Genomic DNA, 23301 nt, shown 5'->3' with positions numbered 1-23301 from the left:
CGGGCAAAGACTACCCCCGGCCCCGCGCTCACCGGTCGGCCGCCTCCGCCACGTCCCGGGCCCAGCGGTAGTCCGCCTTGCCGCTCGGCGAGCGCCGTATCGCGTCCGTGATCACCAGCTGCCGGGGGATCTTGTAACCGGCGAGATGGGTGCGGCAGTAGGTCTGGACGTCCTCCAGGGACGGCCGCGCCGCTCCCTCGCGCAACTGCACCACCGCCGCGACGTGGTTGCCCCACTTCGCGTCCGGCACCCCGGCCACCAGCGCGTCGTACACGTCGGGATGGGACTTCAAAGCCTGCTCGACCTCTTCGGGATACACCTTCTCGCCGCCGGTGTTGATGCACTGCGAACCCCGGCCGAGGACGGTGACGACGCCCTCCTCGTCCACCGTCGCCATGTCCCCGAGCAGCACCCAGCGCTCGCCGTCCTTGTCGAAGAAGGTCTCGGCGGTCTTCCGTGGGTCGTTGTAGTAGCCGAGCGGGACGTGGCCGCACTGCGCGACCCGGCCCACCTCGCCGGCCGCGACCGGCTCGTGGGTCGCCGGATCGACCACCTGGGTGCGGGAGTTGACGCGGATGCGGAAACTCTGCCCGGCCCCGGAGTCGGCCGTCGCCGTGCCGTTGAAACCGGATTCGGAGGAGCCGTAGTTGTTCAGCAGGACGGCGTTGGGCAGCAGTTCCTGGAACTGCCTGCGGACGGTCTCCGACAGCACCGCGCCGGACGAGGACACGCTGAACACCGACGAGCAGTCCGTGCCCTTCATGGGGCCGGCCAGCGCGTCGACCAGCGGCCGCAGCATCGCGTCGCCGACCAGCGAGATGCTGGTGACCTTCTCCTTCTCCACGGTCCGCAACACCTGCTCGGGCACGAACTTGCGGTGGATCACGACGCGTTGGCCGAAGTTGAAGCCGATGAGCGAGGTGAGGGTCGAGGTGCCGTGCATCAGCGGGGGAGTGGGGAAGAAGGTGATGCCGCTGCCCCCGGCCGCGACCCGCTCGGCGAGCTCCTCGGGCTTCTTCACCGGCTCACCGGTCGGCGCCCCTCCGCCCAGCCCCGAGAAGAACAGGTCCTCCTGACGCCACATCACTCCCTTGGGCATGCCGGTGGTGCCGCCGGTGTAGATGATGAACTGGTCGTCGCCCGAGCGCGCCGGGAACCCGCGCTCCGGCGAGCCCGACGCCTCGGCCCCGGTGAACGGCACCGCGGCGAGAACCCCCTCGTCGCCGCCGCCCACCCGCACCAGATGCCGCAGTCCCGGGCACTGCGGCAGTGCCGCGGCCACCCGGGCGTCGAACTCCGCGTCGAAGACCAGGGCCGCCAGATCGGCGTCCCGGTACAGGTACACCAACTCGTCCTCGACATAGCGGTAGTTGACGTTGACCGGCACGATCCGCGCCTTCAGGCAGCCGAACACCGTCTGCAGGTACTCGATGCCGTTGTAGAGATGCAGCCCGAGATGCTCACCGGGACGGATTCCCGCGTCGATCAGGTGGTGGCCGATGCGGTTCGCCGCCGCGTCCAGTTCCGCGTACGTCAGCCGGCGTTCCGCGCCCGTCCCCGGATGGTCGATGTACACCAGCGCCTCGCGGTCGGGCACCACGTCGACGACCGACTCGAACAGGTCCGCAAGGTTGTACTCCACCGCTCCTCCTGACCCCGTGCAGCCGTGACGAAGAAAGGCGCATCCGTCGGTTCGCCGGTCATCAGAGCAAAGGGCGCGGCAACTGTGAAGGGTTCGCGCGAAGAAATCTGACTACCTGTCAGAAAACCCTTGAAGTGCCTCCCGTGCTCCTGCAACCTGTTCTCGTTCCCGGAGAGGGGAGATGGTCATGGGTGGGACGGAACACCTCACCGTCCGGCGCGAAGGCGCCACACTGGTGCTCACGCTCGACAGGCCCGAAGCCAAGAACGCGCTCTCACTGCCGATGCTGGTCGGTCTGTACGACGGCTGGGTCGAGGCCGACGAGGACGACGAGGTCCGGTCGATCGTGCTGACCGGTGCGGGCGGATCGTTCTGCGCGGGCATGGACCTCAAGGCCCTGGCCGGGAAGGGCACCCGGGACGACCGCCACCGCGACCGCCTCAAGGCCGACCCGGACCTGCACTGGAAGGCGCTGCTGCGCCACCACCGCCCCCGCAAACCGGTGATCGCCGCCGTCGAGGGCCACTGCGTGGCGGGCGGCACCGAGATCCTCCAGGGCACCGACATCCGCGTCGCCGGCGAGTCGGCGACCTTCGGGCTCTACGAGGTCAGGCGCGGACTGTTCCCCATCGGCGGCTCGACCGTCCGGCTGCAGCGCCAGATCCCGCGCACCCACGCCCTGGAGATGCTGCTCACCGGCCGCCCCTACAGCGCCCGGGAGGCCGCCGGCATCGGCCTGATCGGCCATGTCGTCCCCGACGGCACGGCACTCGACAAGGCCCTGGAGATCGCCGAACAGGTCAACGCCTGCGGCCCGTTGGCGGTCGAGGCGATCAAGGCCTCGGTCTACGAGACCGCCGAGATGACGGAGACGGACGGCCTCGCCTCAGAGCTCAAGCGCGGCTGGCCGATCTTCGACACCGCCGACGCCAGGGAAGGCGCCCGCGCCTTCGCGGAGAAGCGGCCGCCCGTCTACAAGCGCGCCTGACCCGAAGGAGACCGGGCATGCCCGAAGTCCTCAAAGCCCCCCTCGCTGTTGAGTTCCCCTTCACCCGCTCGCTCGGCCCCGTCCAGAGCGCCTTCCTGACCGGCCTGCGCGAGCGCGTCGTGCTCGGCGTGAAGACCGTCGACGGCCGCACCCTGGTCCCGCCCGTCGAGTACGACCCCGTCACCGCCGAGGAGATCCGCGACCTCGTTCCCGTGGCCACCACCGGCACCGTCACCACCTGGGCGTGGAACCACGAACCCCGCCGCGGCCAGCCCCTCGACACCCCCTTCGCCTGGGTCCTGGTCCGCCTCGACGGCGCCGACACCGCCCTGCTGCACGCCCTGGACGCCCCCGGCCCCGACGCCGTGCACACGGGCATGAGGGTCCGCGTCCGCTGGGCCGAAGAGCGCTCAGGCGCCATCACCGACATCGCCTGCTTCGAGCCGTACGACGGCGACGACACCGAAGTCACCGTGCCCGCCGGGGAGTTCGAGAATCCGGTCACCGGCATCGTCGCCGAGGCCCGCCTCGACTACACCTACTCGCCGGGCCGTGCCCAGTCCGCGTACATCCACGCCCTCGCCGACCGCCGTACCGTCGGCGAACGCTGCCCCTCCTGCCGCAAGGTGTACGTCCCGCCGAGGGGCGCCTGCCCCACCTGTGGTGTCGCCACCGCGGAGCAGGTCGAGGTGGGGCCCCGCGGCACCGTCACCACCTTCTGCATCGTCAACATCAAGGCCAAGAACCTCGACATCGAAGTGCCGTACGTCTACGCCCACATCGCCCTCGACGGCGCCGACCTCGCGCTGCACGGACGCATCGGCGGCATCCCCTACGACCAGGTGCGCATGGGCCTGCGCGTCGAGGCGGTGTGGACCGAGGGGGCCCGCTACCCCGACCACTACCGGCCCACCGGAGAGCCCGACGCGGAGTACGACGCCTACAAGGAGCTGCTGTGACACGTGACATAGCACTGGTCGCCTTCGCCCAGACCGACCACCGGCGCACCACCGACGAGCTCTCCGAGGTCGAGATGCTCATGCCGGTCCTGCACGGCGTCCTCGGCAGCACCCGCCTGAAGACCGCCGACATCGGCTTCACCTGCTCCGGCTCCAGCGACTACCTGGCCGGCCGGGCCTTCTCCTTCACTCTCGCCCTCGACGGCGTCGGCGCCTGGCCCCCGATCTCCGAGTCGCACGTCGAGATGGACGGCGCCTGGGCGCTGTACGAGGCGTGGACCAAACTCCTGACCGGCGACGCGGACACCGCGCTCGTCTACTCCTACGGCAAGTCCTCCCCGGGCTCCGTGCGCGACGTCCTGACCCGGCAGCTCGACCCGTACTACGTGGCGCCGCTGTGGCCCGACTCCGTGGCGCTGGCCGCCCTCCAGGCGCAGGCCCTGATCGACGCGGGGGAGACCGACGAGCCCGCGCTCGCCGCCGTCGCCGCCCGCAGCCGCGCGGACGCCACTGCCAACTCCCACGCGCAGCTCAGGGGTTCGGTCCCGCAGGGCGACTACCTCGTACGGCCGCTGCGCACCGGAGACTGCCCGCCCATCGGCGACGGCGCCGCCGCCGTGATCCTCGCGGCCGGCGAGCGGGCCCGCGACCTGTGCGAGCGGCCCGCCTGGATCCGCGGCATCGACCACCGCACCGAGGCCCACAGCCTGGGCGTGCGCGACCTGACCGACTCGCCCTCCGCCCGGCTGGCCGCCGAGAGGGCCGGCGCCTTCGAACGGCCCGTCGACACGGCCGAGTTGCACGCGCCCTTCACCTCGCAGGAGGTCGTGCTGCGCAAGGCGCTCCGGCTGGACGACACCGTGCGCGTCAACCCCTCCGGCGGCGCCCTCGCCGCCAACCCGATGATGGCCGCCGGGCTCATCCGCATCGGGGAGGCCGCCGCCGGCATCCACCGGGGCGAGTCCGACCGGGCGCTCGCCCACGCCACGTCCGGCCCGTGCCTGCAACAGAACCTGGTCGCCGTACTGGAAGGGGATCCGCGATGAGCAAGGAGCCCGTGGCCGTCACAGGGATCGGCCAGACCAAGCACGTGGCCGCCCGGCGCGATGTGTCGATCGCGGGGCTCGTCCGCGAGGCGGCCCGGCGCGCCCTCGACGACGCCGAGCTGTCCTGGGCCGACATCGACGCCGTCGTCATCGGCAAGGCGCCCGACTTCTTCGAGGGCGTCATGATGCCCGAGCTCTACCTCGCCGACGCGCTCGGCGCGGTCGGCAAGCCGATGCTGCGCGTGCACACCGCCGGCTCGGTCGGCGGCTCCACCGCGCTCGTCGCCGCCAACCTGATCGCGGCCCGCGTCCACGGCACCGTGCTGACGCTGGCCTTCGAAAAGCAGTCCGAGTCCAACGCCATGTGGGGGCTGTCGCTGCCGATCCCCTTCCAGCAGCCCCTGCTCGCCGGGGCGGGCGGCTTCTTCGCGCCGCACGTGCGCGCCTACATGCGGCGCACCGGCGCCCCCGACACGGTCGGCTCGCTGGTGGCGTACAAGGACCGGCGCAACGCGCTCAAAAACCCGTACGCCCATCTGCACGAGCACGACATCACCCTGGAGAAGGTGCAGGCCTCGCCGATGCTGTGGGACCCGATCCGGTACTCCGAGACCTGTCCCTCCTCCGACGGCGCCTGCGCGATGGTGCTGACCGACCGGGCGGGAGCGGCCCGGGCGCCGCGGCCCCCGGCCTGGATGCTGGGCGGCGCGATGCGCAGCGAGCCCACCCTCTTCGCCGGCAAGGACTTCGTCTCCCCGCAGGCCGGCAAGGACTGCGCCGCCGACGTGTACCGGCAGGCCGGCATCGCCGACCCGCGCCGGGAGATCGACGCCGCCGAGATCTACGTGCCGTTCTCCTGGTACGAGCCCATGTGGCTGGAGAACCTCGGCTTCGCCGACGAGGGCGAGGGCTGGAAGCTCACCGAGTCGGGAGTGACGGAACTGGACGGCGATCTTCCCGTGAACATGTCGGGCGGGGTGCTGTCGACCAACCCCATCGGCGCCTCCGGCATGATCCGCTTCGCCGAGGCGGCCCTGCAGGTGCGCGGGCAGGCCGGAGAACACCAGGTGGAGGGCGCGCGGCGGGTTCTGGGGCACGCCTACGGAGGCGGTTCGCAGTTCTTTTCCATGTGGCTCGTGGGCAGTGAACCCCCCACCTCCTGAGGGACTCGCCAAAGGTCCCCCTCACGTGCTCTGTTGGCATCAGAGGTCGATCGCTAGGCTGGCCGCGGACGACGCAATCGGGAGGAGCACGGACGTGGCCGAGAGCACCACCATCCAGCAGCACCCGCTCGCGGGCTGGGACAAGCCGGAGCTGGACCTCAGCAGCGCCGAATGGCACTCCAGCAGCGGTGGCCTGGGGGATGTCCAGATCGCCTTTGTCGAGGGATTCATCGCGATGCGCAACAGCGGCCGCCCGGAAAGCCCTTCCCTGATCTTCACACCGGCGGAGTGGGGCGCGTTCGTGTCGGGAGCGAGGGAGGGCGAATTCGACCTCACCTGAGCTGGGGGAGAGGTGCCCGCCGGGCGGTGTCCGCCGCCCGTTTCCCGGACACTCGACCGTGAACACCTTCCCGGTGCCGGCGCCCGTGCGAGGTCGGACCGGGAGGACGGGTCGTGATCCGGAGGTGAGGCCCCCATGAACAGCCTGCCCGTCGTCGCGGCGGTCGACGGTTCGGACGACAGCCTGCGCGCCCTGGACTGGGCCCTCGACGCCGCCCGCGAGCGCGCGGCCCCGCTGCGCGTGGTCCATGTGCGGCAGTACGCCGCCTGGGCCCAGCCCGACGTCCTGCTCGCCGGACCGCCGGACGCGGGCGACGACCCGGTGCTCGCCCAGGCGCGCGGCCATCTGGAGGACCGGGCCCACCCGCCCGGCATCGAGTACGTGGGCCTCGACGGCGCGCCGGGTGCCGTGCTGCCCGGGCTGGGCGCCACCGCGCGGCTGCTGGTCCTCGGCTCCCGCGGCCGGGGCGGCTTCGCCAGTCTGCTGCTCGGCTCCAACGGCATGGCCGCCGCCCGCGACGCCGAGTGCCCGGTCGTCGTGGTGCCCCCGCCCGGACGCGAGGTGCACGGCGACGCGCCCGTCGAACCGGGGCCGCGGGTGGTCGTCGGTCTCCAGGTGGACGCCCCGGACGACGCGACCCTGTCCTTCGCCTTCACCGAGGCCGCGCTGCGCGGCGCCCGCCTCCAGGTCGTCGCCGCCTACGCCTGGCCGGTGCGGTCCTGGGCGGTCCCCGCCGAACTCGCCCCCGAGATGATCGACCAGGAGGCCGTGGAGAACGAGACGTGGACGCTCGCCGAGGGCTTCCTCACCCCGCACCGCAAGAACCACCCCGAGGTGCGGGCCGACGCCTTCGCGCTGCCGGGCGACGCGGCCGGCCTGCTGGTCGCCGCCTCCAGGGACGCGGAACTGGTCGTGGTCGGCCGCCACCGCCGCCGCCTGCTCGCACCGGCCCGCATGCTCGGCTCGGTCACCCATGCGGTCCTCCTGCACGCGGCGAGCCCGGTCGCCGTCGTACCGCCTGAGCCGGGGGAGGCCTAGAGCTGCCGCTCCCCGCCGCCGGGGGAGCGGGCCCGCGCCGGTCCTGCCGGATGGGCGGCTCTAATGGATGCGTTGAGACCTATCATTAGCGCATGCCGGACCCGCTCGCTCCAGAAGCCCGCCTCTGCCTCGACCTCGCCCTCACCCTCCGGCACGACGGTCACGGCGGCGTCGCCGACGACCTGAGCGACACCGGCGGCCTCACCGCCTGGGTCCGCGACCACCCCGAGGCGGTGCCGGACGCCGGCCGGTGGGCCGCCGGCGAGGGCGACCTGACCGCCGTACGGGAACTGCGGGCGGCCGTCCGCGCCCTCTTCGCCCACGCCGTCCGCCCCGCCGAGCCCAGCCCCGCCGACGCCGCCCGCCTCCTGCCCGTGCCCGACGCCCTCGCCCGCCTCAACGACGCGGCCGCGCGCACCCCCACCGTGCCGGTCCTGCGCTGGGAGGACGGCGCCGAACCCACCGTGCGCCGCCGTCCGCCCGGCGGTGCCGAGGACCTCACGGCGACCCTCGCCCAGGCCGCCATCGCCTTTCTCGCCGGCCCCGACCGGCAGCGACTGCGCGCCTGCCACGCGCCGCGCTGCGTGCGCTACTTCCTCAAGGAGCACCCCCGGCAGGAGTGGTGCAAGCCCTCCTGCGGCAACCGTGCCCGGGTCGCACGGCATCACGAACGACACCGAAGCACCGTTTGAACCGGTTTCGTTCAGTAATGCTCGGACCACGCCGAGCGACCCCCTCCCGGCGTACCCTGAGGTGCCTGGAGGCCACGGTGCGTGTTCGCTCCCCGCGCGGACACACCACCGCGGCAGGGGGTATGCCATGGTGCAGCATGTCGTACGGAGCAGCCGGACCCTCTTCGAGCGCGAGAGCGAACTCGCCGCCGTCGACGAGGCCTTGGCCGCGCTCACCGGTCTGCGCGCGGACGGGGCCGAACCGCCCGGCCGTCCGCGCGGAGCCCTCCTCGCCTTCGCCGGGCGTGCCGGCATCGGCAAGACCACCCTCCTCGCCGAAGTCCGGCGGCTCGCCACCGCAAAAGGCTGCACCGTGCTCTCCGCGCGGGGCGGCGACCAGGAACAGCGGGTCGCCTTCCACGTCGCCCGCCAACTGCTCCAGCCCCAGTTCGCCGGCGCCTCACAGGCCCAACTGCGCGCATCACTGGGCAGTTGGTACGACATCGTCGGCCCCGCCCTCGGCCTGTGCGCGCCCACCGCGGCCGCCCCGCCCGACCAACAGGGCCTGCGCGACGGCCTGGACTGGATCCTCACCCATCTCGCCGCCCTGCGCGCCCCGATGGTGCTGGCGCTGGACGACGCCCACTGGGCCGACCCCGAATCCCTGCGCTGGCTCGCCGCGTTCGCGTCCCGCGCCGAACAGCTTCCGCTGCTGATCGTCGTCGCCTACCGGCCCGACGAACTCCCCGAGCACGCCGAGTCGTTCAGGGGACTGCCCGGCCGGACGGGCACCCGTCCCCTCGGTCTGGAACCGCTCAGCACCGCCGCCGTCGCCCGGCTGGTACGGGAGACGCTCGGCACCCGCGCCGACGACGCCTTCTGCCGCGAGTGCTGGGCCGTCACCACCGGAAACCCCTTCGAGACCGTCGAGTTGCTCGCCAAGGTGCGCGAGCGCGGCCTCGCCCCGACCGAGTCCGCCGCGCCCCTGCTGCGCGACCTCGCCGCCGCCGTCAAGGGCAGCGGCCTGGTCTCCCGGCTCGAACGCCTCGGCGCCTCCACCGTGCGCTTCGCCTGGGCCTGCGCCGTCCTCGGCACCGAGATCCACCCCCTGCTCGCCGCCGCCGTCGCCGGACTCGGCCACGAGGAGGCCGCCGACGCCGCCGACGCGCTGCGCACGGCCCGCATCCTCACCGGCGCCGAGACCCTGGAGTTCGTCCACCCGCTGATCGCCACCGCCGTCTACCGGGCCATCCCGCCCGGCGTCCGCGTCGCCCTCCACGGCCAGGCCGCCTGGTGCGTGATCGACGACGGGCAGGGCCCCTCCGCGGCCGCCCGCCACCTGCTGGAGACCCACCCCGACGGCGACCACTGGGTCGTCCAGCAACTGCGCGCCGCCGCCGCGCAGACCCTGCGCGCCGGCGCCCCGGACGCCGCCCGCGTCTACCTCGCGCGCGCCCTGCGCGAACCGCCGTCCCCGGGGGACCGCGCCGCCGTTCTGTACGAACTGGGCTCGGCCTCCCTGCTCACCGAACCCGCCACCACCGTCAACCATCTGCGCGCCGCCCTGGAGGAGCCGGTCGCCGACCCCGGCCTGCGCCAGAACATCGTCTACCGGCTCTCCCAGGTCCTCGCCCACAGCGACCACCTCGCCGAGGCCTCCGACACCCTCGCCCGCGAGATCCGGGTCACCGACGACGCCCGGGTCAGGCTGCGCATGGTCGCCGAGCAGTTCATGTGGGACGCCTTCCGCGCCGACGAACCCGACCACCCCTCCCGCTCCCGCCGCCTGACCCGGCTCGCCGACCGCCTGAGCGGCCGCGACCTCACCGAGCGCTACGTCATCGGCCTGCGCACCTGGGACGCCGTCCTGCGCGGCGAGCCCGCCCGCGTCGCCCTCCACCACGCCGAACGCGCCCTGGCCGGCGGCCTGGGCTGGGCCGAACCCGACCGCGGCTTCGAGGTGCCCGTCCTGGTCGCGCTCGCCTTCATGTACGCCGACCGGCCGGGCCGTACCGAAGAACTCTTCGCGGCCGGCATCGCCGACTACGAACGCCAGGGCTGGCGCGGCGCCCACCTCTCCTTCGCCTACACGCTCCTTGCCTACGTCCGCTACCGGCGCGGCCGCCTCGCCGAGGCCGAGGACTTCGTCCGGGCGGGACTGCGGCTGGCCGAGCGCGTCGGCCCCGGCACCCCCGCCCACTGGTACGCCGTCGGCATCCTCATCGAGGTGCTGCTGGCCCGCGGCCGGGTCGCCGAGGCCGCCCGGGCCGGCGAGGACTCCTCCTTCTGCGCGCCCTACCCGGCGGCCGTCGTCTTCCCCGACGCCCAGACCGTGCACGGCGAACTGCTCCTCGCCCGCGGCCTGCACCGCAAGGCGGCCGAGGAGCTCGCCGCGGCGGGCCGCCGCCTCGACCCGCGCGGCGTCCGCAACCCCGCCTGGTGCCCCTGGCAGCTCCACCTCGCCCGCGCCGAGGCCCACACCAGCCCGGAGCGGGCCGTGACCACCGCCCTCGAAGCGGTCGCCCGGGCCCGCCAGTTCGGCACCCCGTCGGCCGTCGGCCAGGCGCTGCGCACGGCAGCGGAGGTCTCCTCCGGCTCCGCCCGGGTCAAATACCTGGAGGAGGCCGTCACCCACCTCGAACGCTCCCCGGCCGCCTACGAGCTGGCCTGCGCCCTGGTCGCCCTCGGTACGGAACTGCGCCGCACCGGCCGCCCGCGGGAAGCGGCCGAGTACCTCTACCGGGGCCTCGACGTGGCGGTCCAGTGCGGAGCCGACGGGCTGGTCGAAGAGGCCCGCGACGAACTCACCGCGGCCGGGCTGCGGCCCCGGCGCCTGCACAGCGCGGAGACGGACACCCTGACCTCCCGCGAACGCTCGGTGGCGAACCTCGCGGCCCAGGGCCGCACCGAGGCGGAGATCGCGGGCGAACTGCACATCGACGAGCCGGTGGTCGTGCGCCTGCTGTCCGCGGTCTACCGCAAGATCGGCACGGACAGCACAGGCCTGGCGGCCACCTTGAAGACGCAGGACCAGGAGGCCTAGGGCCTGTCGTTCGGATCAGCTCGGCGTCGCGGGCCGGCCATGACGCACCGTCCCCTGCAGCCGACCTGATCCGAACGGCAGGCCCTGGGCGACCGGGGAACCCACCCACCCGCACCACGCCCGCCTGCCCCGTACCATTGGCGCATGTCGTTCCTCCGCCGCCGCAGCGCGACCCCCGCCGGCCCAGACTTCGACGTACTGGCCATGGACCCGGGCGACTGGCCCGGCAACCTCGGCGCCGGCCTGCTGCCCGCCCCCGACGGCAGCTGCCAGGGCGTCTTCCTGCGCTACGACCTCTTCGGCGGCCGCGGTCCCGCAATGATCATCGGCAATCTGCCGGAGGGCTCCCCGGCCCGCGAGGTCGCGGAGGGCGAGATTCCCTTCGAGGTGGCCCAGCTGCTGCTCGCGCTGGAGAACGAGGAGGAGGTGACGGTCGTCGGTGCCGAGGACATGCCCGTCATGCAGGGCGACAACCTCCTGATCGTGCGCCGCCTCAAGCTCTCCGAGAGCCGGATCTCCTGCGTGCAGTTCGACCGCAGCGACAACGTCCTGGTGACCATCGCCGCCTGGGACCGCCCCATCACCGACGACCTGTACGCCCTGCTGAAGCCGCTCCCGGCGGAGCTTTTCCAGCAGGGCTGACCCGGCTCTACCGGCCGGCCGGCACCGGCGTCACGTCCGCGGCGCGCACGAACTCCACACGATGGCCGTACTGAATCTCGTAGTACAGGTCCTTGCCCACCACGACCCGGTGCGAGTCGGTGGTGAAGGTGACCGCGTAGTAGTACTCACCCGGCACCACGTCACCGACCACGTACCGCTGCCCCTTCGGCAGCGTGTACGGCAGCGGGGACACCGCCTGCGCGGGCACCCCCTCCGGATACGCCGACGCCTCCGGGTAGGCCCGCCCGTACACCGGCACGCTGTCCAGGCCCGCCTTCGGGGTCACGACCAGTCCGGAGGCGGGCACCGCGGTGGGGGCCTTGGGCGGGTTGCGGAACCACGCCTTCTGGCCCAGGTACCAGATCGCCGTCCAGTCCTTGTACCGCCCGGCGACCGCGTACTGCTGGCCGGTCGACACCCGTGAGCCCACGTCGTTGACGTCGATCGTGGAGTCGGCGCCCTTGTGCAGGCCGACGTCCTTGATCAGCGGCGAGGTCTCGTCGTGGTCCGAGTACAGGCGCACCTCGCTGGAACCGTGCGCCGGACAGGGCTCGCCCGAGGTGACGCAGCCGGTGTACTGCGGCTGGTTCGTCGCGTAGTCCGGCAGGATCGTCACCACCCCGGTGCTCTTCCCCGCGGTCCGCTCGAAGGGGTGGCCGAGCAGTTCGAAGTAGTGGCGCCAGTCCCAGTAGGGGCCGGGGTCGGTGTGCATGCCGGGGATGGTCGACGTCGTCGGGCCGGGGACGTTCTCGTGGCCCAGGATGTGCTGCCGGTCCAGCGGGATGCGGTACTTCGCGGCGAGATACCGGACCAGGCGCGCGGACGCGCGGTACATCGCCTCCGTGTACCAGGTGTCCGGCGAGGCGAGGAAACCTTCATGCTCGATGCCGATCGACTTCGCGTTGACGTACCAGTTGCCCGCGTGCCAGGCCACGTCCTTGGCCTTCACATGCTGGGCGATCAGACCGTCCGTGGAGCGGATCGTGTAGTTCCACGACACATAGGTGGGGTCCTGGATCAGGTTCAGCACACCGTCCCAGGCGCCCTCGGTGTCATGGACCACGATGTACCTGATGCTCTGGGACGCCGGGCGGTCGCCGAGGTCGTGGTTGCCGTAGTCGTTGTCCCCGAACTGCTGGTAGGGGGCGGGGATCCACTCGCAGGACACGGACTTCGGGCACTCCGCGCCGTCGGCGGGGACCGTCCGCAGGCCCGCCGCGCGCAGCTGCCCGGTGTCGGGGGCGAGGCCCGGCCGGGCGGCCAGGACGACCTGCTGCCCGGCGTCCGTCGTGCGTTCCTCGCCGGTGCGGATCACGTTGTAGACGTCGTTCGCGTACGCGGCCGCCGTGGCCCTGTCGTCAGCGCCCGAGAAGCGGGCCACCGCCCCGTACCAGTCGGCGGGGTCCGCGCTCGGCGGCTCACCCAGGTCGCGCTGCGCGGCGGCCAGCAGCGCGGCGCCGCCGGCCACGTTGGCGGCCTCGTCCGTGCGCAGCCGCTCGGCCGGGATGCCGGTCAGCTCGGCCGCCTTCGGCAACGTCCGCAGCCGGGCCGGGAGCCGGGTGGGGGCCGAGGCCACGGCGTCGGGGTGCAGGGCGGCGCGGGCGCTGTCGCCGCGTGCGTCCTCCGTGCCCTGACTGTGGTGCGAGGTGGCGGCGAGCGCGGCGCGCGCGTCGGTGAGGTGCATTGGGCCGTAACCGCCGGAGACGCTCGGCGCGCCCTCGTGCGCGTCCCAGCGGGACTGCAGATAGGAGACGCCGAGCAGGACGCTCTGCGGGACGTGGTACTCGGCCGCCGCGGACGCGAACGCCCGCTGCAGCGAGCCCGCCGACGACTCGGCCGGGCTCGGTGCCGGGGCCGCGCCCAGCAGTGGCAGCAGCAGGGCCCCGGTGGCGAGGGTGCCGGCGGCTCGACGGGTGTGTCTGTGGCCGGCGGCGGATGTGGGGTCGGTGACGGATCCTCGCAATGCAGCCTCCTGGGACGAGCGGGCGTGGCGGGGCGTGCAGGGCCGGTGGTGGGTCAGTGGTACCGGCTTGCCGACGATCCGTCAATCATGCCCACGAGCAGGAGATTTCCCATGTCAACACGAGGATGGAGGAGTTTCGGGGCGGCGGCTTTCGGGCCTGCGGGGCGTCAGTGGAGTACACCAATGGCCCGTACGGAGGAGCCCTTTCACACAAAGGTCCGCGGCGCGCTCCTCTCGGGCGCACCGCGGACCTTCGTCCCCGTCAGCGAGTGCCGACCGCCGCGCGTACGGCCCGCCGGGCCAGCTGGCAGTCGTCGTGCAGCCGCCTGAGCAGCAGCCGCTGTTCCTCGCCGGACGGCGCAGCACTCGGGTGGGCCACCCCCGGTGCCGCCGGGGTCGTGTCGTGCATCGAACGCTGCACGGCCGTCTCGTAGGTGCGGATCTCACGGGTCAGGACGAGCATCAGGTTCACCAGGAACGCGTCCCGGGAGGCCGGACCCGCCGACTGGGCGATCTGGCTGATCTGACGGCGGGCCACCGGGGCGTCACCGAGGACAGTCCACAGCGTCGCCAAGTCGTAGCCCGGCAGATACCAGCCCGCGTGCTCCCAGTCCACCAGCACTGGACCGGCCGGGGACAGCAGGATGTTCGAGAGCAGTGCGTCGCCGTGGCAGAACTGGCCCATGCCCTGCCGGCCCGCAGAGTGCGCGATGCCGTGCAGCAGCTTCTGCAGGTCGCCCATGTCCCGGTCGGTGAGCAGCCCCAGCTCGTGGTAGCGGGAGATCCGGGCCGCGTAGTCCAGCGGGGCGTCGAAGGTGCCCGCCGGCGGCCGCCAGGCGTTGAGCCGGCAGATCGCGCCGAGTGCCGCCCTGATGTCCGCCCGGGGAGGAGCCTCGGTCGGATGCCGCTGCAGCGCGGCCACCCGTCCCGGCATCCGCTCGATGACCAGTGTGCAGTTGTCCGGGTCCGCCGCGATCAGCCTCGGCACCCGCACCGGAGGACGGTGCCGGACGAACGAGCGGTAGGCCGCTATCTCGTGCCGGATCCGCTCGGACCACACGGGGGAGTGGTCCAGTAAGCACTTGGCGACGGCCGTACTGCGCCCGGTCGTGCCGACCAGGAGCACGGACCGTCCGCTGCGGCGCAGCACCTGTACCGGAGCGAACTCCGGACAGATCCGGTGCACCGACGCGATCGCCGTACGCAACTGGGCGCCCTGAGGGCCGGACAAGTCGAGTCTCCCGCTGAGCGGTTGGGTGCCGGACCCCGGGGTGCGCCGCGGCCGGCCCGCGCCGAGCACGGGGGCCGCCGGTCGCGCGGCGGGGTCGAGGTAGGGGCCGCTGCCCGCCGGGCGGGAGCGCAGCGACCGGGGCGGGGCGGACACGGAGGACGATGCTGCGTACATGGGCGAAACAGATCCCTTCGTGTGCCTGCAGTGCCTGTGTGCTGATGTGCTGTGTGCTGGGGTGCGCTGCCCGGCCCGGCTCCCTGGGAAGCACCCTGGGGAATGCGTCCCTTGTTCACGAAGGCAACCGGGTCGGGGTGGCGCGTTCCTACCTGACACCCGATGCCCAGTGGCACACCATCTGGCGCACCCTGGCGAACCCTGGCGAATAGTCGCCCGGCAACTCTCACCGGGCTACTGTCAACTCAGCCGAGAACCTGGGGGCTTGACGTGAGCGGACAACCCAACACCCGCCTTGCGGACCTGTTCGGCCTGGCCGGCTGGTCCAAGGGCGAACTCGCGAGGCTGGTCAACCGGCAGGCGGCGGCCATGGGCCACCCCCAGCTGTCGACCGACACCTCCCGGGTGCGGCGTTGGATCGACACGGGAGAGATCCCGCGCGATCCGGTGCCGCGGGTGCTGGCGGCTCTGTTCACCGAGCGTCTCGGCCGTGTCGTGACCATCGAGGACCTCGGTCTGGTCCGGCACGGGCGTGCGGGGAAACGGCAGGACGCCGGGAGTGTGGAACATCCCGACGGTGTGCCGTGGGCGCCCGAGCGGACGGCTGCGGTCCTCACCGAATTCACGGGAATGGACCTCATGCTCAACCGACGCGGCTTGGTGGGCGCGGGCGCCGCGCTCGCCGCGGGCTCCGCACTCAGCAGCGCCATGCACGACTGGCTGCACACCGACCCGGCCCTGAGGGCCGACGCCCCACGTTTCGACGATCCCCTGCACGCCGACCCCGCTGGGTTCGACCGCTACGAGGCCGCCCCCATCGGGTCGCAGGAGATCGAGGAACTGGAGCGCTCGGTCGAGGTGTTCCGGGCCTGGGACGCCGCCCGCGGCGGCGGGCTGCAGCGCAAGGCAGTCGTGGGCCAGCTCAACGAGGTGGGCGGCATGCTCGCCTACCGTCACCCCGACCATCTCCAGCGGCGCCTGTGGGGCGTCGCTGCCAACCTCGCCGTCCTCGCGGGCTGGATGTCGCACGACGTCGGCCTGGAGCCCACGGCCCAGAAGTACTTCGTCATCGCCGCGCACGCGGCCAGAGAAGGCGGTGACCGGCCCCGCGCGGGCGAGGCGCTCTCGCGGGCGGCTCGCCAGATGGTGCACCTGGGCCGGCCCGACGACGCACTCGACCTCATGAAACTCGCCCAGTCCGGCTCGGGCGACGAGGTGCTGCCGCGCACCAAGGCGATGCTCTACACCATCGAGGCCTGGGCACAGGCATCCATGGGCAAGGGCCAGGCCATGCGGCGCACCCTGGGCCAGGCGGAGGACCTCTTCGTCTCCGACAAGTCGGACGTGCCCCCGCCGAGCTGGATGCAGATGTTCAAGGAGGAGGACCTGTACGGCATGCAGGCCCTGGCCTATCGCACCCTGGCCGAACACGACCCGTCCGCGGCCGTGCACGCCCAGCACTACGCGGAGAAGGCCCTCGCCCTGCGTGTCGACGGACGCCAGCGGTCGAAGATCTTCGACTTCCTGTCCATGGCGTCGGCCTGCTTCATCGCCGACGATCCCGAGCAGGCCGACCGCTACGCACGCCTGGCCCTGATGTCGATGGGATCCAACTCCTCCCACCGCACCTGGGACCGGCTGCGCCAGATGTACCGGCTCACGGCCGAGTACTCCAGCTATCCGAAGATCAACGAACTGCGGGAGGAGATCGAACTGGCGCTGCCGAAGAAGGCCTCCCAGGGCGGCAACAGCGCACGGGCGTAGGGGGTTCGCGCCTCCGCGGGACCGGGCCGAACGCGGTACACCGGTGGTCCGGTGCGCCTACGCGGTCACCCGGGCGACGAGCACGCACGCGTCGTCCCGACGCTCGCTCGCGGCGCATTCCTCCACGACCAGCCGTACGCAGTCCTGTGCGGTGCGCGCCTCGCGCAAGCGGGGGGCCAGGTCCAGGAGCCGGTTCGCGGACTCCGTCACTCCCGCGGCATGCCGGGACTCCAGTCCGTCGGTGTGCAGCAGGATCAGGTCGCCCACTTCGAGGGTCTCGTGGACCTCCTCGAAGGCGGCCGCCGGGGTCGCGCCGAGCAGAACGCCCTGCGGGGCGCGCAGCCTGCGCCCCGTCCCGTCGCGGAACAGCAGCGGGGCGGGGTGTCCGGCCTGCGCCCAGGTCAGGGTGCGTGTCTCGGGCCGGTAGCGGCAGCACACGGTGCTGCCGAGGGCGGGCTGCACGGTGGCGTCGAGTAACTGGTTCAGCAGGGACAGCAGTTGACCCGGTGCGGTGCCGGCCATCGCCATGCCGCGCAGCGCGCCGAGCAGCATCGCCATCCCGGAGGTGACGCTCACGCCGTGCCCGGTCAGGTCGCCGACGCTGAGCAAAGTCTGTCCGTCGGGCAGTTCCAGCGCGTCGTACCAGTCGCCGCCGACCAGGGCGCCGTTCGACGACGGCAGGCAGTGCGCGGCGAGGTCCAGCGCCTGGGGGCCTCGGTGCGGCAGCCGCAGGGCGCCACGCCACGGTGGCAGCACGGCTTCCTGCAGCTCGACCGCGAGCCGGTGCTCGGTCTGCGCGCGGTGCCGGTCGCGCTGGAGCGAGTCACGGCTCTCGCTCACCGCCTTCTGGCTGCGCCGCAGTTCGCTGACGTCCCGCAGCACGGCCCACATGGAGGCGGTGCCGCCGTCGGCGTCGAGCACCGGCTCGCCCATCATGTGCACGGTGCGCACCTCGCCGTCCGGGCGCACGACGCGGAACTCCCCGTCGATGGGCTGGGCGTCGACCAGGCAGTGCGTGACCATCGCCGTCAGCCTCACGCGGTCCTCGTCCAGGACAAGGGAGGGCAGTTCGTCGAGGGTGAGCGGGGCGGTCGCGGGGTCGCGGCCGAGGATCTGGTACAGCTCGCCGGACCAACTGGCCTCGTCGGTCAGCAGGTTCCATTCCGCGGAGCCGACCCGGCTGAGCAGCGAGCCGTGCCGGGGAGGGGTCGGCACGGACCGGCCGCCGGCCGGTTCCGGGGCGGCGGGCACGGGGGGTGGTCCGTCCCGTAGCTGCGCCAAGTGGGCGTGGATGTCGTTGAGTTGGTGCAGCGCGAGGTCGTACAGCGCGCGCTGCCAGCGCTCCTGCGGGTCCGAACCGTCCGCGTGCGCGTCCCGTCGTACGGCGTCCACCTCGCCCTTGAGCCGCCGCGTCTGCGAGATCAGCGCGTCGACCGAGCCGCGCCCCGGCGGCTGGGCGGCTGGGTGATCCGCGGAGAGGTGGGACGGCATGACGCACTCCGATGCGGGACGGTACGACCTGGGCGGACGGAGGGACCGTTACGACTGTTGCACAGCCCGCGACGCCCCGTAAGTGATTTGGCAACACACGATCCGGTGGTGCTTCTGGCATATGCCAGCGTCTCCTCGGAGCGCTCGCGCTGCGTCTGTCGCTTACCTCCCCGGCTTGTCAAGTCGTAGGCGGCGTACGTGACTTGGGGCATCGTAACCGAGTCCCGTGTGGGTGTTCAGCAGTGTGTTCGACGGGTGTTTGTTCGGCACGTATGTACCCATCGCTACCCCGTGACGCAGGTCACACAAACTGGAAAGCGCTTGCCCGTAATGCGATCGGGCTCTTCGAGGTCGTAACAGTGTCGGCAATCCGGCCGACCTCGGATTCGTATGGGGAGCGGCCATGGACATCACCCTCGAGCAGCCCGTCCGGGGCCGCCTGGTCACCGCAGCCGAGCAGGAACTTCCCGCCCCGGCGACCCTGCGCTACACCTCGGCGGACCCACTGGCCGTGCACCTCGACTTCCCGCCCGACGTCTCCCTCGACGGCACCGCGGTGACCTGGGCGTTCGCCCGCACTCTGCTGGACGAGGGGCTGCGCGGCCCGGTCGGCGGCGGCGACGTGCGCCTGTGGCCCTGCGGCCGGGCCCGCACCGTGATCGAACTGCACTCGCCGTACGGCATGGCCCTGCTGCAGTTCGACACGGCCGCCCTGCAACGGTTCCTGGTGCGCACGTACGCCGTCGTGGCGGCCGGGCAGGAGGACCTGGGCGAGGCGGTGGACCGGAGCCTGAGCAGCCTCCTCGGCAACGTGTGACGACCCGCTCTCAGTAGCGCAGCACTCCCGCGATCCCCTGTGCGTCGACGAGCGCGCCGTCCGGGACGAAGCGGACCTCGGCCCCCGTCTCCAGGCACTGCTCGACGATCTCGTCCACGATGTCCTCGCGGGCGTCCAGATCGCCGCTCTCGGCCGGGGCCAGGTGCTCGCCGAGCGCGTCGCGCACCGTCATGCGGAAGTTCTCCTCCACGGCGAGCAGCCGCACCCGGCCCTCGCGGGCGCTGTGCCAGACCTCGTCCACGCCGGCCGCGAACGACTTGCGGCCGCGTGCCGTCTCCAGTTCCCGGGCGACGGCCTCGGTCTCGCGGAGGGCCTCGGCGTCCAGCACCGGACGTACCGCCTGCCACACCGCCTCCGGTGTGCCGTGCGCCAGTCCGCCGTGCGGGACGTGCACCGCCTCCTTGGTGACGCCGCCCACCTCGTCCAGTGCGGACAGGGCGGCCTGCTCGCCGGTGACGTAGAGCCGCCGCGGCTGCTCGCGCAGCACCATGCCCATCGTGGCGTCGGCCTCCCGCAGGAAGTGGCGCGTGCCCTCGTCGCGGAAGGTGCTCGGCATGTCGCCGATCCGCTCCATCCGCTCGGCGTCGAAGTTCGGCGCCGGCCGGGTCATCGGGAAGCCGCCGCTGTGGTCCTGCGTGACGCGGTCGATGCCGCCGCTCCACAGGGTGATCCGGTCGGCGGAGACCGACAGCACCCAGAACGGCCGCTCGGCGGCGTGGGCGGAGACCAGGTTGCGGGTCAGGAAGGTGTCCGAGAGGACCACCCTCTCGGGCACGGTTCGGGCGAGCGACCACACCTGGTGCTCACCCGGAGCGGCGAAGATCACCAGACCGTCCTCGGCATGCGCCAGATCCACCTCCGTGAGGGCCTGGTCGAGCTGGCGGACGACGTCGGAGCGCCGTTCCCGCGTCACCGAGGGATCGGCCTCCAGCTGTTTCTTGGCCTCGGCCACGACATTGCGCAGCCGGACCGGATCCTGGGCGTTGTCGGGCTCCCGGCGATGCGTCGGCGTCAGCACGGACACGGCCGGATAAGGCCGCGGACGCCGGAGCTCGGAGAGGGTTGAAGGACTCAGATCGTGCTCCATAACAGCACGATAGGACCGATTCGCCCGTGGGGCATGGGGAGCGGTTCGACCGGGCATTACGGGCATTTGATTGTTGACGTCGCCCGAGTCGCCGGACGGCGGCTCCCGCACGTGCTCATCACGTCGTCGACGTCGTCGACGTCGTCGCCAAGGCGCTCGGCCTGCCCGGGCTGCGGGACGTGGAGACCGGCGGCGACGCCTGCGCCTCCGAGAGCGGCAGCAGTGGGACAGCGGCAACAATGCGGTCGCTCTGGAGCCCGGCGTCGTCTTCACCCACTGCCTCAACACCCGCACCAACACCCTTGCTGCGCAAGGCCGGCATCGAGGTGATCACCATCGTCGGCGCCGAACTGGGCCGCGGCCGCGGGCACTGCATGACGTGCCCGATCGTGCGCGATCCGGTGGACTTCTGACGCAGGGGCCTACCGGGCCCCGTCCGGCGGCTCCGTCACCGCGACGTTCCCCTGGGCCACGGCGCACAAGGTCGCCACCCCGGCGCCGTCCACGGTCGTCACGTCGCAGCGGCACACCACACGGGTGCGGCCGGCCCGCACCACCTGGGCGTCCGCGCGCAGCACCGCGCCCGTGGCCGGCCGCAGATAGTCGATGGTGAACCCGGACGTGATCACCCCGGCGCCCACCACCGTGGCCGCGGCCAGCGTCAGCGTGTTGTCCGCCAGGTAGGAGAGCACTCCGCCGTGCACGAAGCCGTACTGCTGGAGCAACTCCTCGCGGATGTCCAGCTCCAGCGAGGCGGTGCCGTCCCCGCAGGCGGTCAGCCGGGTGCCCAGCAGCCTGCTGAAGGGCTGCTCGGCCAGGGCCTTGCGAGCCAGTTCCAGGTCCATCGCGCCGTCCGCCCTCCATCTCACTTCACCAGTGAAGTGAGGGTGGCGCGGGTCCCCGGTGTCTGTCAAGATCGGCCCATGTCCGAGCCGGATCAGCGCCTGTACTTCCTGCTGCAGCGGGCGGCGCACCGTCTGCGCACCGCGGTGGACCGGCGCTGCCTCGCCGTCGCCGGCGTCACCACCGCCCAGGTCGGCGCCCTGTTCGCCGTACAGGACCGGCCCGGTGCCACGCAGCAGGAGCTGGCCGGTGTGCTCGGTCTGCGCGAGTCGGCCGTCACGGCGCTCGTCGGCCGCCTCACCATGGCCGGGCTGCTGTCCAAGCGGGCCCACCCGAGCCAGCACCGGGCCGTCGTGCTGGAGCTGACCGACGCCGGAGCGGACGCCCTGCGAGCCGCGCGCCCGGAGATCGACCGCTTCAACGCCCAGCTGCGCCAACTGCTGGGCGAGGACGGCTTCGTGGCGACCGCCGCGGCCCTGCACCGCCTCGCCTACGACTGGGAGGCCTGACTCAGTCCTCCTCCTCCGGACCGCACGAGCTGCCGTTCGGCGGCAGGGAGCCGTACAGGAAGAAGTCGTCGACCTTCTCGTGCACGCACTTGGAGGAGGCGTAACCGGTGTGCCCCTCGCCCTTGTTGTCGAGGACCACGGCCGAGGAGCCGAGCCGCGCGGCCGTCTCCACGGTCCAGCGGTACGGCGTGGCGGGGTCGCCCCGGGTGCCCACGAGCAGCATCTTGGCGCTGTGCACGTCGCGCACCTTCTCGCGGATGAAGTCGGTGCCCTTGGGCCGGCCGTAGCACATCAGCAGCTCGGTGAGCCGGTAGCGGCCGAAGACCGGGGATGCCTGCTGGTACTCGGCGCGCAGCCGGCCCAGGTCCTGGGCGATCCGGTCGGCTCCGGGGCGGTCGGGGTCGTCCGCGCAGTCGATCGCCATCAGCGCCGCGGGCAGGTTGTCCAGCGGCACCTCGTCCTCGTCGACCAGCCCGCCGTCGCCCTCCGACCGGAACGGCCGGGCCCCGCCGGTCGCGAAGTTCATCACGCCGCGTGTGTCACCGTCCTCGACGAGCTGGGCGAGGGCGCGCTCCAAAGAGGGCCACAGCTGCCTGCTGTACAGCGCCTGCCCGATCGCGCCCACCAGGTCCTGGCCGGTGAACTCGCCGCCCAGATCGCCCGGCACCGGGTCCCGGTCGAGCGAGTCGACCAACTGCACGACCTGCTCCCGCGCGTCGCGCGCGTCCTGGCCGAAGGGGCAGGCGATGTCCTTCACGCACCAGGTGATGAAGTCCTCCAGGGCCGTCTGCTGGCCCTCGGCGCCCGCGATGCCCTGCTCCGCCATCGGCTCGGTCAGCGTGTCCACCCCGTCGAGCACCAGGCGGCCCACCTTCTTGGGGAACTGGGCGGCGTACACCGCGCCGAGCCGTGTTCCGTAGGAGAAACCGAGGTAGTTGAGCTTCTTGTCGCCGAGCGCCTTGCGTATCACGTCCAGGTCGCGGGCGGCGTTCACCGTGCCGATGTGGGGGAGCACCGGCCCGGAGTGCCGCGCGCACTGCTCGGCCGCCGCCTTCAACCGCCGCAGCACGTCCTGCGGATGGCCGAGGTCGGCGTTGTCGTCCGTCACCGCGGCGAGCGCGTCGGAGTCGTCGCCGCAGCTGACCGGGGAGGACCTGCCGACGCCGCGCGGGTCGAAGGACACCACGTCGTACTCGTCGGTCAGGCCCATGAAGTCGTCGCCACCGGCGGCGAGTTCGCTCACCCCGGAGCCGCCCGGCCCGCCGAAGTTCAGCACCACCGAACCGCGCTTCTTCTTCGCCGTCGCGCGGTAGCGGGCCAGCGCCAGGTCGAGCGTGCCCGCCCGCGGCCTGGTGTAGTCGAGCGGGACCGTCACCGTGCCGCACTGCAGGTCCTTGGGCGCGTCCGCGCCCTTGCACCTGGACCAGACGATCTTCTGCCGGTAGAAGCGTGACAGGTCCGGTCCGGTTCCGTCCGCGGTCGCCGCCGGCAACCCCGCGGCGAGCAGGGCCAATGCGGCGGCTCCGGTGACCGCGCAGCGCCGCAGGGCGGACCGCGTCGTCGGCTTGGCCAGCATCGATGCCTCCCAGGGCGCCCGCAGCGGACCGGCGGGAAACGGCGCCCTCGCTCACGATAGGCGGCCCCCACGCCCCTCGCCTCCGGGCAAGCGGAACCCCGGGACCTGCCGTACCCTCGGCGTCGTTCGGCGGCTTGGGCGTGCCTCTTTGGTGTCCGTGGCCCCCTCGTCACGCCCTTGGCGTCGCCCGGCGGCTTGGGCGTGCCGCTCTGGTGTCCGCGGGCCGCCTCGTCGCGTCCTTGGCGTCGCCCGACTGTTCGTCCCGCCTTCGG

19 protein-coding genes and 1 pseudogene are annotated in these 23301 nt (G+C 72.5%); 13 read left to right on the top strand and 7 right to left on the bottom strand.

What is annotated here, in order from left to right:
- Positions 1-28 precede the first annotated feature (28 nt).
- A complete protein-coding gene (locus M8J74_RS16050; RefSeq protein ID WP_249837046.1) occupies positions 29-1642 on the bottom strand; it encodes an acyl-CoA synthetase in 1614 nt (537 codons plus the stop codon).
- Between the two features lie 187 nt (positions 1643-1829).
- On the opposite strand from M8J74_RS16050, the gene M8J74_RS16045 reads away from it, so the two are divergent.
- The 9 genes from M8J74_RS16045 (at position 1830) to M8J74_RS16005 (ending at position 11532) form a co-directional block, all read left to right on the top strand.
- A complete protein-coding gene (locus M8J74_RS16045) occupies positions 1830-2630 on the top strand; it encodes a crotonase/enoyl-CoA hydratase family protein (protein WP_249837045.1) in 801 nt (266 codons plus the stop codon).
- A 17-nt stretch (positions 2631-2647) separates the two neighbouring features.
- Positions 2648-3589 (top strand): Zn-ribbon domain-containing OB-fold protein, encoded by a 942-nt coding sequence (locus tag M8J74_RS16040; RefSeq protein WP_249837044.1) that lies wholly within the window; start codon positions 2648-2650, stop codon positions 3587-3589.
- Positions 3586-4635, top strand: coding sequence for a thiolase family protein (locus M8J74_RS16035; RefSeq protein ID WP_249837043.1), 1050 nt, complete (start codon positions 3586-3588; stop codon positions 4633-4635). Before M8J74_RS16040 ends, M8J74_RS16035 begins: the two co-directional genes overlap by 4 nt.
- Positions 4632-5798 (top strand): thiolase family protein, encoded by a 1167-nt coding sequence (locus tag M8J74_RS16030; RefSeq protein WP_249837042.1) that lies wholly within the window; start codon positions 4632-4634, stop codon positions 5796-5798. Before M8J74_RS16035 ends, M8J74_RS16030 begins: the two co-directional genes overlap by 4 nt.
- A 94-nt stretch (positions 5799-5892) precedes the next feature.
- Positions 5893-6138 carry a DUF397 domain-containing protein gene (locus M8J74_RS16025; RefSeq protein WP_249837041.1) on the top strand — a complete coding sequence of 82 codons (246 nt, stop codon included), beginning with the start codon at positions 5893-5895 and terminating at the stop codon, positions 6136-6138.
- Positions 6139-6273: 135 nt separating this feature from the next.
- Positions 6274-7176 carry a universal stress protein gene (locus tag M8J74_RS16020; protein WP_249837040.1) on the top strand — a complete coding sequence of 301 codons (903 nt, stop codon included), beginning with the start codon at positions 6274-6276 and terminating at the stop codon, positions 7174-7176.
- Between the two features lie 92 nt (positions 7177-7268).
- A complete protein-coding gene (locus tag M8J74_RS16015) occupies positions 7269-7868 on the top strand; it encodes a CGNR zinc finger domain-containing protein (protein ID WP_249837039.1) in 600 nt (199 codons plus the stop codon).
- A gap of 127 nt (positions 7869-7995) precedes the next feature.
- Positions 7996-10890 (top strand): ATP-binding protein, encoded by a 2895-nt coding sequence (locus tag M8J74_RS16010; RefSeq protein ID WP_249837038.1) that lies wholly within the window; start codon positions 7996-7998, stop codon positions 10888-10890.
- 144 nt (positions 10891-11034) lie between these two features.
- A complete protein-coding gene (locus M8J74_RS16005; protein ID WP_058927226.1) occupies positions 11035-11532 on the top strand; it encodes a hypothetical protein in 498 nt (165 codons plus the stop codon).
- Between the two features lie 7 nt (positions 11533-11539).
- Here the strand turns inward: M8J74_RS16005 and M8J74_RS16000 are convergent, their stop codons facing one another.
- Both M8J74_RS16000 and M8J74_RS15995 read right to left on the bottom strand, forming a co-directional pair.
- Positions 11540-13516 carry an N-acetylmuramoyl-L-alanine amidase gene (locus M8J74_RS16000; protein WP_249837037.1) on the bottom strand — a complete coding sequence of 659 codons (1977 nt, stop codon included), beginning with the start codon at positions 13514-13516 and terminating at the stop codon, positions 11540-11542.
- Between the two features lie 262 nt (positions 13517-13778).
- Positions 13779-14921: an aminoglycoside phosphotransferase family protein gene (locus tag M8J74_RS15995; protein ID WP_249837036.1), complete on the bottom strand. Its 1143-nt coding sequence runs from the start codon at positions 14919-14921 to the stop codon at positions 13779-13781.
- A gap of 270 nt (positions 14922-15191) precedes the next feature.
- Between M8J74_RS15995 and M8J74_RS15990 the strand changes: the two genes are divergently transcribed.
- Positions 15192-16685: a DNA-binding protein NsdB gene (locus M8J74_RS15990; RefSeq protein ID WP_249837035.1), complete on the top strand. Its 1494-nt coding sequence runs from the start codon at positions 15192-15194 to the stop codon at positions 16683-16685.
- 57 nt (positions 16686-16742) lie between these two features.
- Here the strand turns inward: M8J74_RS15990 and M8J74_RS15985 are convergent, their stop codons facing one another.
- The gene (locus tag M8J74_RS15985; protein WP_249837034.1) at positions 16743-18176 is read right to left on the bottom strand and encodes a PP2C family protein-serine/threonine phosphatase; all 1434 of its coding nucleotides are present in this window, start codon (positions 18174-18176) and stop codon (positions 16743-16745) included.
- Between the two features lie 403 nt (positions 18177-18579).
- On the opposite strand from M8J74_RS15985, the gene M8J74_RS15980 reads away from it, so the two are divergent.
- Complete coding sequence (locus M8J74_RS15980; RefSeq protein WP_249837033.1) at positions 18580-18993, top strand: SsgA family sporulation/cell division regulator; 414 nt, start codon at positions 18580-18582, stop codon at positions 18991-18993.
- 10 nt (positions 18994-19003) lie between these two features.
- On the opposite strand, the gene M8J74_RS15975 is transcribed toward M8J74_RS15980, so the two are convergent.
- Positions 19004-20101 carry a baeRF3 domain-containing protein gene (locus M8J74_RS15975; protein WP_249837032.1) on the bottom strand — a complete coding sequence of 366 codons (1098 nt, stop codon included), beginning with the start codon at positions 20099-20101 and terminating at the stop codon, positions 19004-19006.
- Between the two features lie 137 nt (positions 20102-20238).
- Between M8J74_RS15975 and M8J74_RS15970 the strand changes: the two are divergent.
- Positions 20239-20514, top strand: a pseudogene (locus M8J74_RS15970) (arginine deiminase family protein); the annotation flags it as partial.
- 9 nt (positions 20515-20523) lie between these two features.
- Here M8J74_RS15970 and M8J74_RS15965 read toward each other — a convergent pair.
- Entirely contained in the window at positions 20524-20946 is a 423-nt protein-coding gene (locus M8J74_RS15965; RefSeq protein WP_249837101.1) for a PaaI family thioesterase, read from the bottom strand.
- Positions 20947-21024: 78 nt separating this feature from the next.
- Between M8J74_RS15965 and M8J74_RS15960 the strand changes: the two genes are divergently transcribed.
- Positions 21025-21453, top strand: coding sequence for a MarR family winged helix-turn-helix transcriptional regulator (locus tag M8J74_RS15960; protein WP_249837031.1), 429 nt, complete (start codon positions 21025-21027; stop codon positions 21451-21453).
- 1 nt (position 21454) lies between these two features.
- Here M8J74_RS15960 and M8J74_RS15955 read toward each other — a convergent pair whose 3' ends face one another.
- Positions 21455-23029, bottom strand: a complete 1575-nt coding sequence (locus M8J74_RS15955; RefSeq protein ID WP_249837030.1) for an alpha/beta hydrolase — start codon at positions 23027-23029, stop codon at positions 21455-21457.
- Positions 23030-23301: the final 272 nt, after the last annotated feature.

The organism is Streptomyces panaciradicis (assembly GCF_023516615.1).
Classification (GTDB): domain Bacteria; phylum Actinomycetota; class Actinomycetes; order Streptomycetales; family Streptomycetaceae; genus Streptomyces; species Streptomyces panaciradicis.
This window is presented reverse-complemented; position numbering and strand designations above follow the sequence as displayed.